General features: G+C 67.8%; 13 protein-coding genes and 2 tRNA genes. All 15 read right to left on the bottom strand.

What is annotated here, in order from left to right:
• Positions 1-921, bottom strand: a complete 921-nt coding sequence (locus tag QRO91_RS06040) for an HlyD family secretion protein (RefSeq protein WP_197650976.1) — start codon at positions 919-921, stop codon at positions 1-3.
• On the bottom strand, positions 918-1,646 hold the full coding sequence (locus QRO91_RS06035) for an ABC transporter ATP-binding protein (RefSeq protein WP_197650978.1): 729 nt from the start codon (positions 1,644-1,646) through the stop codon (positions 918-920). The genes QRO91_RS06040 and QRO91_RS06035 overlap by 4 nt, the downstream gene beginning before the upstream one ends.
• A gap of 10 nt (positions 1,647-1,656) precedes the next feature.
• Positions 1,657-2,796 carry an ABC transporter permease gene (locus QRO91_RS06030; RefSeq protein ID WP_197650980.1) on the bottom strand — a complete coding sequence of 380 codons (1,140 nt, stop codon included), beginning with the start codon at positions 2,794-2,796 and terminating at the stop codon, positions 1,657-1,659.
• A complete protein-coding gene (locus QRO91_RS06025; RefSeq protein ID WP_197650981.1) occupies positions 2,793-4,256 on the bottom strand; it encodes a TolC family protein in 1,464 nt (487 codons plus the stop codon). The genes QRO91_RS06030 and QRO91_RS06025 overlap by 4 nt, the downstream gene beginning before the upstream one ends.
• Before the next feature lie 369 nt (positions 4,257-4,625).
• Positions 4,626-4,701 (bottom strand) — tRNA-Gly (locus tag QRO91_RS06020).
• Positions 4,702-4,816: 115 nt separating this feature from the next.
• Entirely contained in the window at positions 4,817-5,923 is a 1,107-nt protein-coding gene (locus QRO91_RS06015) for an NAD(P)/FAD-dependent oxidoreductase (RefSeq protein ID WP_197650983.1), read from the bottom strand.
• Positions 5,924-6,061: 138 nt separating this feature from the next.
• Positions 6,062-6,137, bottom strand: a tRNA-Gly gene (locus QRO91_RS06010).
• Between the two features lie 111 nt (positions 6,138-6,248).
• Positions 6,249-6,875 (bottom strand): CDP-diacylglycerol--glycerol-3-phosphate 3-phosphatidyltransferase, encoded by a 627-nt coding sequence (gene pgsA / locus QRO91_RS06005; RefSeq protein WP_010486073.1) that lies wholly within the window; start codon positions 6,873-6,875, stop codon positions 6,249-6,251.
• Positions 6,876-6,893: 18 nt separating this feature from the next.
• Positions 6,894-8,738, bottom strand: coding sequence for an excinuclease ABC subunit UvrC (gene uvrC, locus QRO91_RS06000; RefSeq protein WP_049432503.1), 1,845 nt, complete (start codon positions 8,736-8,738; stop codon positions 6,894-6,896).
• Entirely contained in the window at positions 8,735-10,147 is a 1,413-nt protein-coding gene (locus QRO91_RS05995) for a nhl repeat protein (protein WP_049432506.1), read from the bottom strand. Before QRO91_RS05995 ends, uvrC begins: the two co-directional genes overlap by 4 nt.
• Positions 10,144-10,632, bottom strand: coding sequence for a low molecular weight protein-tyrosine-phosphatase (locus QRO91_RS05990; RefSeq protein WP_049432508.1), 489 nt, complete (start codon positions 10,630-10,632; stop codon positions 10,144-10,146). Before QRO91_RS05990 ends, QRO91_RS05995 begins: the two co-directional genes overlap by 4 nt.
• Positions 10,629-11,402 carry a 3-deoxy-manno-octulosonate cytidylyltransferase gene (gene kdsB, locus QRO91_RS05985; RefSeq protein WP_100443625.1) on the bottom strand — a complete coding sequence of 258 codons (774 nt, stop codon included), beginning with the start codon at positions 11,400-11,402 and terminating at the stop codon, positions 10,629-10,631. Before kdsB ends, QRO91_RS05990 begins: the two co-directional genes overlap by 4 nt.
• 74 nt (positions 11,403-11,476) lie before the next feature.
• Entirely contained in the window at positions 11,477-12,496 is a 1,020-nt protein-coding gene (lpxK, locus tag QRO91_RS05980; protein WP_197650934.1) for a tetraacyldisaccharide 4'-kinase, read from the bottom strand.
• Positions 12,496-14,244 (bottom strand): lipid A export permease/ATP-binding protein MsbA, encoded by a 1,749-nt coding sequence (msbA, locus tag QRO91_RS05975; RefSeq protein ID WP_049432515.1) that lies wholly within the window; start codon positions 14,242-14,244, stop codon positions 12,496-12,498. The genes lpxK and msbA overlap by 1 nt, the downstream gene beginning before the upstream one ends.
• Entirely contained in the window at positions 14,241-14,663 is a 423-nt protein-coding gene (locus QRO91_RS05970) for a biopolymer transporter ExbD (protein WP_004152323.1), read from the bottom strand. The genes msbA and QRO91_RS05970 overlap by 4 nt, the downstream gene beginning before the upstream one ends.
• Between the last annotated feature and the right edge of the window lie 2 nt (positions 14,664-14,665).

Here is a 14,665-nt window from a genome sequence, read left to right as displayed (position 1 = left end):
CTACTTCCGGAACTCCACGCGCACGTGCTGGCCGAAGCGCGCCTTGGCCTCGCCATCGAACTCCAGCACGCACTCGACCACCTTGGCCACGCCGCGCCCTGCGTCTTCAGGCAGGCGTGCCTGCGCGAACACCGGGCTGATGCGCACCACGCGTGCAGTTGGCAGCGTGCCGGTGCTTTCGGCGCCATCGCTGTCCGGCACCACCGTGGCCTGCATGCCTACCTGCACGGCATCGGCATAGGCGGCGCTGAGTTCGGCACGCACCTGCAGCGGGCGCGCCGGCAACAACGAGATCGCCGGCTTGCCCGCCTGCACGAAGGCGCCAAGGCCCGGCACCTGGCCGACCACCGTGCCGGCTTCCGGCGCACTCAGCGACATCTGCTGCAGTTTCAGCCTGGCGTGTTCCAGCTTGTGCTGGGCCATGTCGACCTGCGCACCGGCAACGTCGACATCGGCACGTACGCCGGCCAGCTGCTGCTTGGCCGCATCGGCCTGCTGGTTCGAGGACACACCTTCGCTGGCGCCCGTAGACAGGCGGGTGGCGTTGCGCTCCAGTTCGCGCAGCTGCGCCTGGCTGCCCTTCAGGCGGTCATTGGCCAACGCCAGGTCGGCGGTGGCCATTGCCACTTCCTGCTGCAACAGGGCGCCATCCAGCGACAGCAGCAGCTGCCCCTTCTTCACCACGGCGCCTTCCTTCACCGGCGCAGCGGTGATCGAGCCATCCACCGGTGGCGCCAGTGCGATCAGCCCGCCTTCGACGTCGATGATGCCCCGCGCCACGGCGACCTTGCCGGCGACGACAGTACCCGACTTGCCTGAGGGTGCCGATGCGGGGGTGGGCGCTTCCCTGGAACAGGCACCGAGCAGCAATGCCGCCGACAGGGCCAGGCTGAGGGGAAGCAGGTTCGACGTCTTGGTCATGGGGCGGACTCTACAGTTTCGTTCTGGCGGCGGTCATCACGGACCATGCCGTCTTCCATGGCGATCACCCGGTCGGCATGCCGGATCAGGCGCGGATCGTGGCTTACGCACAGCACGGTGGCGCCATGCGCACGTGCGTAGCGATGCAGGATATCGATCACGCGCTGGCCGTTCTCGGCATCCAGCGCGCTGGTGGGCTCGTCGGCGAAGATCAGCGTCGGCGACTTGGCAAACGCGCGGGCCACAGCAACGCGCTGCTTCTCACCGCCGGACAGCTGCGCCGGGCGCATGTGGCTGCGATGGCTGAGGCCGACTTCTTCCAGTGCACGGCGCGCCAGCGGTTCGCTTTCGCGATTGCGCATGCCGCGGTAACCCAGTGGCAGCTGCACCTGCTCCAGCGCAGTCAGTGCCGGGAACAGGTTGAAGCCCTGGAACACAAAACCGACATGGTGCAGGCGGAAACGCTCCACTTCGGCGCGGCTCATGTGGCCCACATCCTGGCCGAGTGCATGCACGCGCCCCCCATCGGGGGCGGACAGGCCGGACAGCAGTGACAGCAGCGTGCTCTTGCCGCATCCGGAAGGGCCGGATACCAGGGTCAGCTCGCCGGGATAGATGTCCAGCGACAGGCCACGCAGCACCGGCACCTGCACATCGCCGGACATGAAGCCCTTTTCCAGTACGTCGGCCTGCAACGTGGGGGCGACGGCATGTTTGAAGGTCATCGGCCGTTCCTCAACGCAGCAGCAACGATGGATCGGAGCGGACCACGCTGCGCACCGCCATGATGCTCGACAGCATGGCCATCACCGCAACCAGCGCCACGCAACCGAGGATCACCATCGGCGTCAGCTGCACCGGCACGCGCTGGGTCTGCGCGATCAACAGCACCACCGTGCTGAACGCCGCCGCCAGCAACATGCCTACGCCGCCGATCAGCAATGCCTGCTCGAACACCACCCGCGCCAGCGCATAGCGGCCCGCACCGAGTGCATTGAGCGTGGCGTACTCGCGCACCGAACCGGCCACCACCGAAGCGAACGACTGGTTGGTGATCACCGCACCGACGAAGCAGACGATGACGGCCATGAACAACACGGCGATACCTGCGCCGGTATCGAACAGCCAATACTGCTGCGAGCGGCTGGCGAACTCCGGTGCAGTCCAGAACTCGACCGGTGTGGCCTGGCCCATCGACGCCGCAAGGCGGTCACGCACGCGACCGGCCAGTTCCGGCGAGCGCAGGCCCGCCACGAAATAGGTGCTGCCCTCATGCGGGTCGGTGCCGGCGATGGCGCGCGCGGTATCCAGCGAGGCCAGCACGTTGACGCCACCGAGGCCACGCAGGCCCGGTTGCGCGGCGACCACACGCACGGCCTTGCCGTTGATCCACGCACGGTTGCTCTGCAGGTCCACGCCGAGCGTATCCAGGTCGGCGCTGTCCACGATCACGGCCCCCGGTTCACGCAGCTGTGCACGCAGATCGGCCGGCAGGATGCGAGCGAACATCATCGCGTCGTCGCGGGTGGAGATGCCGGACAGGTACACCGACACATTGCCGGTGCCCTGCGCACTGGAACGCCACTCACCATCCACCCACTCGTAGGGTTCGACGCGGGTGACATCCGGGTCCATGCGCAGGTGGCTTTCAACATCCGCGCTGATCGCATGCCCGTAGTTGACGCTCTGGGTGCCGGGGAAACCGGCCCAGATATCGGCCGAGGACGCCTTCACGTAGATCGCGGCGGTGCCGAAGATGCCCAGCACCAGTGCGGCCTGCACGATCAACAGCACGCCGGCGAAGCACATCGCCAGCACCACCGGCAGGAACCGGCGCCACTCGTAGGCCAGGGTCTTGCGGGCCAGCGCGATCATTGCAACTCGCCCTCAGCCTCGACCGGCAGCGGTGCGCCGCCCAAGGCGCGGTACAGCGAGGCGAACGCCAGTACGCGCGCGCCCTGCGCGGCGATCAGGTCGCCATGCGAGGCCAGCGCCGCACGCTGCGTGTCCAGCCCATCGAACTCGCTGGACAGGCCCAGCTGCACCTGCCGCGCCTGGCGCTTGACCTGCTGGCCAGCAGCATCATTGGCCGCACGCAGCGACTGGATGCTGCTGTCCTGCCGCGCCAGGCTGCCCAGCGCGCCTTCCACTTCACTCACACCCTCCAGCACTGCCTTGCGATAGCCGAGCAGCGCGGCATCCAGCTGCTTCTCATCGGCATGGAAGCGCGCACGGCGCTGGCCCCAGTCCCACAGTGGAATATCGATGTACGGACCGATCGACGGGCTGGAATCGGAGTTGGAGCGCGCGTTCTGGGTGAGGTTGTAGGCGTACAGGATCGAGCCGCCGAGGCTGACCCGCGGATACATGGCCGCGCGCGCGGAGCCCTTGCTGGCCGCGGCCTGCATCACCTCGGATTCGGCCAGCAGGATCTGTGGCCGGTGGCGCAGCAGATCCGCAGGAACCTGCTGCAGCGAGAACGTGCCCAGCTTCGGCGGCGTGCGGTACGCGCGCCAGGTTGGATCCGGCCCATCGCGGCCGAGCAGCAATGCCAGCGCGCGGGCCGCGGTGTCAGCGTTTTCCCGAGCCTGTGCGATGGCGGCGCGGGTGGCGGCCTGGCGTGCACGCAGGCGGTCCAGCTCGCCCGGCTCGTCCAGGCGCAGACGCTGGCGGACCAGAGCCAGCTGCTCGCCGCGATCATCCACGGCCTGTTGCCGGGCCAGCAGGTCCTGCTGGGCCTGTGCCACGGTCAGGTCCAGATAGCTGCGCACCACGTCGGCGATCACCGCGACCTGCGCGGCGCTACGCAGCGCCTCGGCATTGCCGGCCGAGGCCTGCGCGCCCAGCTGCGCGCTCTCGGCGGCACCGAACAGGCCCAGGTCCCAGATCGCTTCGATGCCGGCATGGAAATAGGTATCGACCGCAGCAGCGTCCTGCACCTGCTTGGCGCTGGCCGAGATTTCCGGCAGGAAGCGCGAGTCCGAGGTGCCGGCGACGATCCGCACGGCCTGCAGCCGCAGCGTGGCCTGCTGCAGGTCTAGGTTACCGGCGATGGCCTGGTCCACCAGGCCGTCCAGCGCCGGGTCGGCCAGCACCTTCCACCACTGCCTGGCATCCACCGCCACGCCCTGCCCCTGCGGCACCTGGGTCCAGGCGCTGGGCGTGCGATCAGGCAGATCCGGGACGGACACCGACATGCAGCCAGCCAGGGCCAGGCTTGCCAGCAGCGCGGAGGGGCGCAGCACTGCCTGCAGGGAGAATCCGCGCCCGGTCCTGGGCACTGCCACTGGAGTGATACGCCTGACCACCAGCCCGCCAACGTGTAGAAGGAGCATGAAGGCTACCGTGCGATTGTGGAGCGAACATGGAGAAATGGTCCGAAAAAGGTCACAGCACGCGTGCGGTTCAGGCAACGATGCCATTGGCCTTTCGCCAGCCTTTCACTGCATGCGACGCACGGAACGCTGGTGCGACATCCAGGCCATTGCGTCTTGTTGCCACCTTCCCCGAGCCCCGCGCCTGCGGCCATCCCCACGACCGATACGCCCCGCTATTCCGATTGCGACACTGACGTCGGATTCGTCACGCTTGGCCACTGATATCATGCCCGCCATGAAGATGCCGTGGCGCGACTGTAGCGGCCCTGCCGGCCAACTTCATGACAAACGAAAAACGCCCCCTTGCGGGAGCGTTCCTCTTGAATCTGGAGCGGGAAACGAGACTCGAACTCGCGACCTCAACCTTGGCAAGGTTGCGCTCTACCAACTGAGCTATTCCCGCAGATTTCGTTCGACCTGCGTCGAAGGAGCGCTATTGTGTCGATATTGCTGCGCGGCGTCAACAGGAATTTTCACGTGAGTGAAGGACGGTGTTCAGACGCCCCCACCTGCTCTCTTCACGTGCGCACACCACGGCGGTGGAAGTAGACCTGCTCGGCGATGCGCCGCGTAGCCGCCGTGTGCAGCAGTGCGTTGAGCGGCCAGTCGGCCTGCAGATGATCCATCGCCCAACGCAGCAGGTATTTGCCGTGAAATGCAGGCGCGGCCTGCCGCGCCACCCGTTCGGCGTCCGGCCCCTGGCCACGCAGATGGCGGGCAATCGCCTCGCCGACTGCCCAGCCGTGTCGCCATGAGGAGTGGATGCCGCCGGCCGAGAGCGGCGAGACGATGCCGGCCGCGTCGCCGGTCAGGATCACGCGCTGGCCGGTGATCGGCCCGTCCGGCCGGCCGCAGCGCACCAGGCCGGCGCGGGTGGCCGAGGGACGCGCCGAAGGCGGAATGCCGACCACGTCGCGCACGTGATCGAGGAAACCATCGATGTCCGGCCGCCGCACCTGTTGCGGGTCATGACGCAACGCCAACCCGACCTGCAGGCCGGTTGGATTCTGCGCGACCCAGCCGATGTAACCCGGCGCGTAGCGCTTGCTGACGAAGCAATGCAGCGCATCGCCCTGCGTCACCTGCAGGCCGGCGAACTCACGTTCGACGCCGTAGTGGTTGTCACGCAACTGGCCGAGCCCGGTGCGCTGTGCCACGCGTGAGCCTACGCCGTCAGCGCCAACCAGATAGGCACATCGCCCTGACCCATCCACCAGCCAGCCGTCACCATTGCCATGGGCATCGGTGAAGGACTGCTGCAGGCGCAGGTCGACACCGTTCGCGCGCAGCTCGCTGGCCAGCCAGCGCATCAGGTTCGGCGTATCGGTGGTGAGGAAGTAGTAGCCCGGCGCGGCGAGCAACACGCTGCGAAGATTGGGGGCATACAGGCGCACGTTCGCGACCCGCTGCACCAGATGTCCGGGCATGCGCCCCAGCCAGGTCTGCTCCATCGCTTCCTTCACCACGATGCCGGTGGTGTGCAGGCGCTCACCGGGGTCGGCCTTGCGTTCCAGCACGCAGACACGCAGGCCGTATTGGGCGGCCGCCAAGGCGCAGGCGGCACCGGCGAAACTGGCGCCGACGATGACTACGTCGTGGTCGTAGGCGGAGGGCGTGTGGGGCATTGCTGCATCGTCCTGGAGGAACACAGATGCAGCTTCGAGCGGGGGCGTGGTGAGACGAAGAAGTGGCGGTGAAGTGGGAATGAAGCGCGCAGTACGCAAACGAAAAACGCCCCCTTACGGGAGCGCTTTTCTTGAATCTGGAGCGGGAAACGAGACTCGAACTCGCGACCTCAACCTTGGCAAGGTTGCGCTCTACCAACTGAGCTATTCCCGCTTGGGAGGCGAAATTTTACCTATTCCAAGGATTGCGTCAAGCGCTTTTTTCAGGGTCTGGGAGGCGCCTTGCACCACGTATCCACGCCATGCGTGGATCCGACCCCGTGCCTCAGTTGCCCAGCTTCTTCTGTCGCGAGCGCTCGCGTGCGGCGCGTTCGTCTTCGCGCAGGCTCGGCCAGGCGGCGTGCAGGTACTGCAGGCCCGACCACAACGTCAGCACTGCGGCAATGGCCAGGGTCCAGTCGCCGATGTGGAACACCGGCCAGCCCATCCAGATGTCTTCCACCGGCACGTTCGGCGCCACCGAATACAGCAGGCACAGCAGCGCGACCATCTGCGCGGTGGTCTTGACCTTGCCGATCATCGCCACGCGCACCTTGGCGCGCTGGCCCAGTTCGGCCATCCATTCGCGCAGCGCCGACACCGCGATCTCGCGACCGACGATCACCGCCGCCCAGAACGCCATCCACGGCGTCGGGTGGCCCTGCACGATCAGGAACAGCGCCACCGCCACCATCAGCTTGTCCGCGACCGGGTCGAGGAAGGCGCCGAAGGCCGACTCCAGCTGGTAGCGGCGGGCGATCCAGCCATCGAGCCAGTCAGTGATCGCGGCCAGGCCGAAGATCGCCGCCGAAGCGAAGTTGGTCCAGGTGTAGGGCAGGTAGAACACCAGCACCAGCACCGGGATCATCACGATCCGCAACAACGTCAGCCAGGTGGGCAGGGTCAACTTCATGCTTGCGTGCTTCTCTCTCTACTCGGCCGCATCAGGCGTGGCCAACCCGTGCAGGTTAGCGTAGATACGTGCCGCGAGGGCGTCATTGATGCCTTCCACCTTGGCGATTTCCGCTTCGCCAGCGGCTTTCAGGCCCACCAGGCCGCCGAAATGCTTGAGCAGGCTGGCACGGCGGCGCGGCCCGATGCCGGGGATGTCCTCCAGCTTGCTGGTCATCCGCGCCTTCTGGCGGCGGCCGCGGTGGCCGGTGATGGCGAAGCGGTGGGCCTCGTCGCGCACCTGCTGGATGAACTGCAGCGCCGGGTTGGCCGCGCCGGGGCGCAGCTCGCGGCCGTCGGGCATCACCAGCGCTTCGTGGCCGGCGCGGCGCTCCACGCCCTTGGCCACGCCCACCAGCAGAACGCCTTCCACGCCCAGGTCGGCCAGCGCGGCCTGCGCCTGTGCCAGCTGACCGGCGCCGCCGTCGATCAGCAGCACGTCCGGCAGCACACCCTGCTCTTCCACTGCACGGCGGAAGCGGCGGTCGATGGCCTGGCGCATGGCGGCGTAGTCATCGCCCGGCTCGATGCCGCTGATGTTGAAGCGGCGGTACTGCGCGCGCACCGGGCCGGCGGCATCGAACACCACGCACGACGCCACGGTGGCCTCGCCCAAGGTGTGGCTGATGTCGAAGCATTCCACGCGCTTGACCGGCTCGGCCAGGCCCAGCATGTCGCGCAGCGCATCGCTGCGCGCGTGCTGCGCATTGCGGCTGTTGAGTTCAGTGGCCAGCGTCAGCTGCGCGTTGCGGCTGGCCAGTTCCACGTAGCCGGCGCGCTCGCCGCGCACGTTCCACTTCAGCTGCACCTTGCGTTCGGCCGACGCGGACAGCGCGGCGACCAGCAGGTCGGCATCGGGAATCTCGCGGTCCAGCAGGATCTCGCGCGGCGGCTCGAATTCGATGTAGTACTGCGAGACGAACGCCGCCAGCACTTCCTCGGGGCTTTCCTCGCCATTGGTGCGCGGGAAGAACGGACGGGTGCCGAGGTTGCGGCCATCACGGAAGGCCAGCAGCAGCACGCAGGCCTGCGAGCCCTGCATGGCCACCGACAGCACGTCCAGGTCGGCGGCGCGGCCATCCACGTACTGGCGGGTCTGCATGCTGCGCAGCGAGGAGATCAGGTCACGCAGGCGCGCAGCCTGCTCGAATTCCAGTGCCTCGCTGGCGGCCTGCATCTGCTCGCCCAGCTCGCGGGTCAGCTCGTCGCTCTTGCCTTCCAGGAACAGCGCGGCGCGACGCACCGATTCGGCGTACTCGGCAGGCGCCACCAGCTCCACGCAGGGCGCGCTGCAGCGGCCGATCTGGTATTGCAGGCACGGCCGCGAGCGGTTGCGGAACACACTGTCCTCGCAGCTGCGCAGCTTGAACAGCTTGTGCATCAGGTTAAGGGTTTCGCGCACCGCAGTGACGCCGGGATACGGCCCGAAATAGCGCCCGGGAATGGCGCGCGGGCCGCGATGCAGGGCGATGCGCGGCCAGTCCTCGCGGGTCAGCAGCACATGCGGATAGGTCTTGTCGTCGCGCAGCGAGACGTTGTAACGCGGCGACAGCGACTTGATCAGCTGGTTTTCCAGCAGCAGCGCCTCGGCCTCCGAGCGCGTCACGGTCACGTCCATGCGCGTGATCTGCGAGATCATCGACATGATCCGCGCATTCTTCGGGCTGCCGTTGAAATAGCTGCCGACGCGGTTGCGCAACGCACGCGCCTTGCCGACATACAGCAGCGTGTCGTCGGCGGCGTACATGCGGTACACGCCGGGGGCGGTGCTGAGCTGGGCCGCGAAGGCCTTGCCGTCGAAGGCCGGGGCGGGAACGTCGGTCATTCGCTGATCGATACTTCGCTGAGCACGCCACTGTCGGGATCGAAACGCAGCACGGCGTGGGCGTCGGTCTCAGCGATCCACACCGCGCCTGCACCCACCGTCAGGCCGGCCGGGCCATGCAGGCGCCGCGGCAGCGGCTGGGTGGTCAACTCACCGCCGCCGAGGCGCAACGTGCGCAGGCGGCCGTTGCCGGTGTCGGCAATCCACAGCAGCGGCGCATCCGGACTGAGCGCGATCGCCTGTGGGAACTGCAGGCTGGCCTGCGCGCGCGGGCCATCTTCGTCACCGAAACGCCAGGGACCCTGCCCGACCAGCGTCTGCACCAGATCCCCGCGCAGCTGCAGTGCACGGATCGAGGAGCCCAGCGCATCGGCCACGTACAGCACCTGCTGCACCACGGCGAGTGCAGTCGGTTGTGCGAATGCGGCCAGGTGGCCGCTGCCATCACGCTCGTCGATGGCACCGCTGCCGGCGCGCCACTGCAGGCTGCGCTGACCCAGGTGGTAGCTCCAGATGCGGTTGTCGCCGGCCATGGCGATGTGCAGCTGGTTGTCGGCGATGGCCAGGCCGACCGGGTGGTCCAGCGAGACCTGCCGCGCCTGCACGACTGGGCCCTCCACCGGCGCGCCGGGGCGGCCATTGCCGCACAGCGTGTCGACGATGCCGGTCAGCAGGTTGATGCGGCGCACGGCATGGTTGCCGGTGTCGGCCACGTACAGCGCATCGCGCTCCAGCACCAGCGCCTGCGGGCGATGGAACGCCGCTTCGGCGAGGTTGCCGTCCATGAAATCGGCCGTCCCCAGCCCGAATTGGCGCAGGATGCGCCCGCCGTGGCTGCATTCGAGGATGCGGTGATGGCCACTGTCGGCGATGTACAGGCGTTCGGTGCTGACCGCCAGGCCCAGCGGGAAACGCAGTGCCTGGCGCGGCTCCGGATGCAGCTCGGCACCGCCGCGCGGCGGTGCCGACGGCGCACCGTGGCACAGCGCATTCAACGCACGCTCCAGGTCTCCCGGAGCACCCAGCCCGACCAGCCGTTGCTGTTCGCGACCCTGCGCGTCCAGCAGGACCACGGTCGGCCACGATGTAATGCCGAAGCGACGCCAGCCATCCCAGTCGGCATCGAGCAGGACCGGCATTGACAGCCCCTGGCGACGCAGCAGTTTCAGTGCGGCGCCGGCGTCACGCTCGAAATCGAAGCGGGGTACCTGCAACACCAGTGGCTGCAGCATGCCAGGGTGACGCGACAGCCATTGGCCGAATTCGGCCAGGCGCTGCGCGCTCCAGGCAGAAGCGGCGTTGACGAACAACAGGGCCACCGGCCGACCGCGCAGTTCGGTCAGGGTGCAGGGGGCGGCATTGAGCCAGGTGGCGAACTCGGGCAGGTCCGGGACGGGCTGGACGTTCATGGCCCGATTATGCCGGAGTCGGCGTCATGCAACAGTCGTGCCACTGCACGTTTTGCAGCATTGTCGACCAGCGTCCAGACCTGTTCAAAGTGATCGCTGCCGCCGGTGTAGGGATCCGGGATGGCCACCTGCCCCTCCCCGCCCGACCAGGGCAGGTACAGCGCCAGCCGCTCACGCTGGGCAGGTGCCACCAAGCGTCCCGCATCCCGCAGGTTCGCCTCGTCGGCGCACAGGATCCAGTCGAAACGGTCGAAATCCGAGGCGTGCAGCTGGCGCGCACGCAGGCCGCCGATGTCCACGCCGTGCCCGGCCGCGCAGGCGATCGCGCGCCGGTCCGGCGGCTCGCCGACATGCCAGTCGCCGGTGCCGGCCGAATCCACCTGCACCCGCCCCGCCAGCGGTGAAGCGTCCAGGCGTGCGCGCAGCGCACCTTCGGCCATCGGCGAACGGCAGATGTTGCCGAGGCAGACGACCAGCAGCCTCATCGCGCGGCCAGCGTCTGCAGCAACGCTTCGGCACGCTCCAGGTCCTCGGGCGTGTCGATACCCGGCGGGAACGGCTCCGGCGAGATCGCCACGCTGATCGGGTAACCCGCCTCCAGCACACGCAGCTGCTCCAGCGATTCGACCTGCTCCAGCTGGCCCGGTGGCATCGCGGCGAACTGCTGCAGGAAACCGGCGCGGTAGCCGTAGATGCCGATGTGGCGCAGCCAGGCATGGCCTTCCGGCAGCGCGTCGCGGCTGCGCGCGAAGCCATCGCGGTGCCAGGCGATCGGTGCACGGCTGAAGTACATCGCCTCCTTGCGTGCGTTGCGTACCAGCTTCACCACGTTCGGGTCGAACAGGGTCTGCGCGTCCTCGACGGTCGTGGCCAGGGTCGACATGGGCGAGCTGCCGCCGACCAACGCTTCGGCCACCGCACGGATGCCGGCCGCAGGCGCGAACGGTTCGTCGCCCTGCAGGTTGACCACTACGGTGTCGTCGGCCCAGCCGGCGATGCGTGCGCACTCGGCCAGGCGGTCGGTACCAGAGGCATGCGAGGTGGCGGTCATCGCGACCTTCACCTCGGCCAGCCCGGACAGCGCGTCGGCAATGCGTTGATCGTCGGTAGCAACCCATACCTCGCCAGCGCCGGCCTGCAGCGCGCGGCGCGCCACGTGCAGCACCAGCGGCTCACCGCCCAGCAGGCGCAGCGGCTTGCCCGGCAGGCGAGAGGCGGCATAGCGGGCCGGAATGGCGACAACGAATTCAGTCATGGGGCGATACTCGGCAGGCTCGTTACAACGGGGGTGCGGCCGGCGGCGCGTGAATGCAAGCGCCGCCGCGCCACTCAGTTCGGTCGCAGCTTGTCCAGGCGGTCAGTCAGCGCCACCCAGAACGCAGCAGGCAGTTCGGCACGCAACGGCACCGCGTAATGCCAATCGTTGCCGAACGCGCGGCATTTCACTGCGTCCTTCTCGGTCATCAGCACCGGCAGCTGGCTACCGAAGGACAGATCCTGCGGCTGGTAGGCCTGGTGGTCGGCGAAGGCATGCGGGACCACGCCGATGCCACGCGCGCGCAGCATGTCGAAGAAGCGCTGTGGATGGGCGATGCCCGCCACCGCATGAACACGCTGGCCCTTGAAGTACGACAACGGGCGCGCGCGGCCACCGGCCAACGGCTGCGCACTGTCGATGTGCAGGGCCATCGGCCACTGGCCGAAACCGCAGGCCTGGGCCGCGGTTTCCTCATCGGCCTGGCCCAGGTTGACCACACGGAAATCGCATTCGCCGGCACGGCTGACCGGCTCGCGCAGCGGTCCGGCGGGAATCATCCGGCCGTTGCCGTAGCGCCGCTGGGCATCGACCACTTCGATCTCGATGTCGCGCGCCAGCCGGTAGTGCTGCAGGCCGTCATCGCAGACGATCACATCGCAGCCGGCCTGGATCAGTGCCTTGCCTGCGGCCACGCGGTCGGCGTCCACGCGCACCGGTACGCCGGTCTTCCAGGCGATCAGCACCGGTTCGTCACCGCCCTTGGCAGTTGGCGTGTCGGCCTGCACCCACAGCGGCTTGTCGGCGTCTTCGCGGCCATAGCCACGGCTGGCGACGCCCGGCTTCCAGCCGGCCGCGCGCAGGCGCTGGACCAGGGCGATGGTCAGCGGTGTCTTGCCGGTGCCACCGGCGGTGATGTTGCCGACCACGATGACCGGCACCGGCAGCGTGTAGCGCTTGCGCCAGCCGCGCCGATAAGCGCGGCGACGCAGCGCGGTGACGCCGGCATACAACGGTGCCAGCAGGCGCATCGCCCACGGAACCGGGCTGCCGTCGTACCAGTACGGCGGGGTCTGGGTACCCTTGCCAGCCATCAGTCCTGCCTTTCGCGGAACTGCATGCTGTGCAGATGCTGGTACAGGCCACCCATGGCAAGCAGCTCCTTGTGGGTGCCCCGTTCAACGATGCGGCCGTGGTCCATCACCAGCACCAGGTCGGCATGCTCGATGGTCGACAGGCGGTGCGCGATCACCAGCGTGGTGCGTTCGGGCATCAGGCGCTGCAGCGCGTCCTGCACCAGTCGCTCGGATTCGTTGTCCAGCGCGGCGGTGGCTTCGTCGAGGATCAGGATCGGCGCGTCACGCAGGATCGCGCGGGCGATCGCCAGGCGCTGGCGCTGGCCGCCGGACAGCAGCGCGCCATTCTCGCCGACCGGGGTCTGCAGCTGCTGCGGCATGCGCGCGATGAACTCCCACGCATTGGCTGCTTCGGCCGCCGCACGGATCTGCTCCTCGCTCGCTTCCATGCCATAGGCGATGTTGGCCGCGATGGTGTCATCGAACAGCATGACCTTCTGCCCGACCATCGCCACCTGCCGACGCAGGTCGGCCAACGGATAGTCATCCAGCGCGACGCCATCGAGGGTGATCACACCACCGCTGGGCTCATAGAAGCGCGGCACCAGCCGGATCAGGCTGGTCTTGCCACTGCCGGAACGACCCACAATGGCGGTGACCGTACCCGGCTTGGCCACGAAACTGATGTCGTCCAGGGCGATGCCGCTGTCCTCGCGGTAGCGCAGCATGACGTGGTCGAAGGCCAGCTCGCCACGCACGCGCTGCACGTTGTTGCGGCCCTCGTCACGCTCCACCTGCATGTCGAGGATGCCGAACAGGCGCTCTGCGGCGGCCACGCCGCGCGAAATCGAGGTCTGCACGCTGGTCAGGCGGCGCAGCGAAGGAATGATGGCCATCATCGAGGTCATCAGGCCCATGAACTGGCCGGCATTGAGGCGGCCGGCCAGCGCTTCGCGGGTCGATACCCAGACGATCACCGCCAGCGCCAGTGCGGCCAGGAACTGCACCACGCTGGACGCCGCCGCTCGGGTGACTTCCACCTTCATGTTCAGCGCCAGCATGCGGTTGGCTAGGCGCGAATAGCGCGAGATCTCATGCTGCTGGGTGCCGTGCACCTTCACTTCCTGCTGTGCCGCCAGCGACTGTTCGGCGGTCTGCGCCATCGACCCCATGCCGTCCTGGATACCGCGGCTGATGCGGCGGTAGCGCTTGCCCACGTAGGACACGATCACGCCGATCAGCGGCACCACCACCAGCATGGCCACGGTGACCTTGACGCTCATCTGCAGCATTACCGCCAGCATGGCGATGATGGTCAGGGTGTCGGCGACCACGGTCTTGAGTGCGTCGGCACTGGCCTGGGTGACCTGTTCGGTGTCGAAGTTCAGGCGGCTGACCATCACCGGCGTCGCTTCGGTATCGAAGTGCGAGGACGGCAGGTGCAGGTACTTGGCCAGCACCTGTTCGCGCAGGTCGCGCACCACGCTGCGGCCGGTCTTGGCCAGCGCATAGTCGCTCACCCAGGTGGCGAGGCTGCGCATCAGGAACAGGCCGAGGATGGTCAGCGGCAGGATCACCGCCATGCGCGGTTCCGGGTTGACGAAACCACGGTTGACCAGCGGCTCCATCAACTTCGTGAAGTGGTAGCCCGCCAGGGCTTCGACCACCATGGCGATGACCGCGGCCACCATGAACACCCAGTAGGCGCGGGTGTACCCCAGCAGGCGTTTGTAGATCGGCCACACCGGCGCGTGATTGGAACTCATGGACGCACCTCGGGTGCTGTTGCAATGGCAATACGGCGGAAGCCGAGCTGACCCAGCGCGTCCTGCGCGGTCACCACAGCCTGGTAGGGAGTGCGTGCGTCGGCGCGCAGCAGCACGGTCTGCTCGCGATCGCTGCCGGCCACGGCGGCGATGGTCTGCTTGACCGACTCGACGTCGCTGCGCAGCACTTCCTGGTCATTGATGAAGTAGCGGCCTTCGGCGTTGATCAGCACGCTGAGCGAGCGTGGCGGCTCGTTGGTCTGCTGCTGGCTGGCGGTCGGCAGCTGCACCTGCAGCGTCGAACGCGCGTCGAAGGTGGTGGTGACCACGAAAAAGATGATCAGCACCAGGATGACGTCGATCAGCGGCACCAGGTCGATATGCGGCTCATCCTGGGATCGGTCGTTGCCGATACGCATCG

Source organism: Stenotrophomonas maltophilia group sp. Smal32 (assembly GCF_030237085.1).
GTDB classification, from domain to species: Bacteria; Pseudomonadota; Gammaproteobacteria; order Xanthomonadales; family Xanthomonadaceae; genus Stenotrophomonas; species Stenotrophomonas maltophilia_Q.
The sequence above is the reverse complement of the archived record's forward strand: the minus strand, read 5'-3'. Positions and strand labels throughout refer to the sequence as shown.

Excerpts from the sequence above, each read along its gene's own strand:
- lpxK (WP_197650934.1), bottom strand. The coding sequence starts at position 12,496 with ATGGCTGGCAAGGGTACCCAGACCCCGCCGTACTGGTACGACGGCAGC.
- QRO91_RS05970 (WP_004152323.1), bottom strand. The coding sequence starts at position 14,663 with ATGCGTATCGGCAACGACCGATCCCAGGATGAGCCGCATATCGACCTG.
- pgsA (WP_010486073.1), bottom strand. The coding sequence starts at position 6,875 with ATGAAGTTGACCCTGCCCACCTGGCTGACGTTGTTGCGGATCGTGATG.
- QRO91_RS05990 (WP_049432508.1), bottom strand. The coding sequence starts at position 10,632 with ATGAGGCTGCTGGTCGTCTGCCTCGGCAACATCTGCCGTTCGCCGATG.
- uvrC (WP_049432503.1), bottom strand. The coding sequence starts at position 8,738 with ATGACCGACGTTCCCGCCCCGGCCTTCGACGGCAAGGCCTTCGCGGCC.
- QRO91_RS06025 (WP_197650981.1), bottom strand. The coding sequence starts at position 4,256 with ATGCTCCTTCTACACGTTGGCGGGCTGGTGGTCAGGCGTATCACTCCA.
- msbA (WP_049432515.1), bottom strand. The coding sequence starts at position 14,244 with ATGAGTTCCAATCACGCGCCGGTGTGGCCGATCTACAAACGCCTGCTG.
- QRO91_RS06040 (WP_197650976.1), bottom strand. The coding sequence starts at position 921 with ATGACCAAGACGTCGAACCTGCTTCCCCTCAGCCTGGCCCTGTCGGCG.
- QRO91_RS05995 (WP_049432506.1), bottom strand. The coding sequence starts at position 10,147 with ATGAACGTCCAGCCCGTCCCGGACCTGCCCGAGTTCGCCACCTGGCTC.
- kdsB (WP_100443625.1), bottom strand. The coding sequence starts at position 11,402 with ATGACTGAATTCGTTGTCGCCATTCCGGCCCGCTATGCCGCCTCTCGC.
- QRO91_RS06035 (WP_197650978.1), bottom strand. The coding sequence starts at position 1,646 with ATGACCTTCAAACATGCCGTCGCCCCCACGTTGCAGGCCGACGTACTG.
- QRO91_RS06030 (WP_197650980.1), bottom strand. The coding sequence starts at position 2,796 with ATGATCGCGCTGGCCCGCAAGACCCTGGCCTACGAGTGGCGCCGGTTC.
- QRO91_RS06015 (WP_197650983.1), bottom strand. The coding sequence starts at position 5,923 with ATGCCCCACACGCCCTCCGCCTACGACCACGACGTAGTCATCGTCGGC.